Origin of the sequence: Halomonas marinisediminis, from assembly GCF_004347715.1 — a bacterium.
GTDB classification, from domain to species: domain Bacteria; phylum Pseudomonadota; class Gammaproteobacteria; order Pseudomonadales; family Halomonadaceae; genus Halomonas; species Halomonas icarae.
In genome coordinates, this window is record NZ_SLTR01000625.1 from 1 (window position 1) to 249 (window position 249).

Annotated in this window: 1 pseudogene; it reads left to right on the forward strand. The window is 59.0% G+C overall.

What is annotated here, in order from left to right:
* Positions 1-134: 134 nt before the first annotated feature.
* Positions 135-249: pseudogene (locus E0702_RS21235) on the forward strand (aminoacyl-tRNA hydrolase); the annotation flags it as partial.

A 249-nucleotide genomic window follows, 5' to 3' on the forward strand; every position in this document is an offset into this window, starting at 1 on the left:
GGCATGATGCTCTTCCCTCGCATTGGTAAATTCTTATTACCAATACTGCCCGTTTCGTGCAATGCGACTCTTTGGTTGGGCTACCCTTTCGCGCCGCGCCACGCTATCACGCGGCGAGACAAGGGGAAGACGCAATGAAACTCTTCGTGGGGCTGGGCAACCCGGGGCCGAAATATGCCCGCAACCGGCACAATATCGGCTTCATGGCGCTGGACCAGATCGCGGCGGATCACGGGTTCTCGCCCTGGC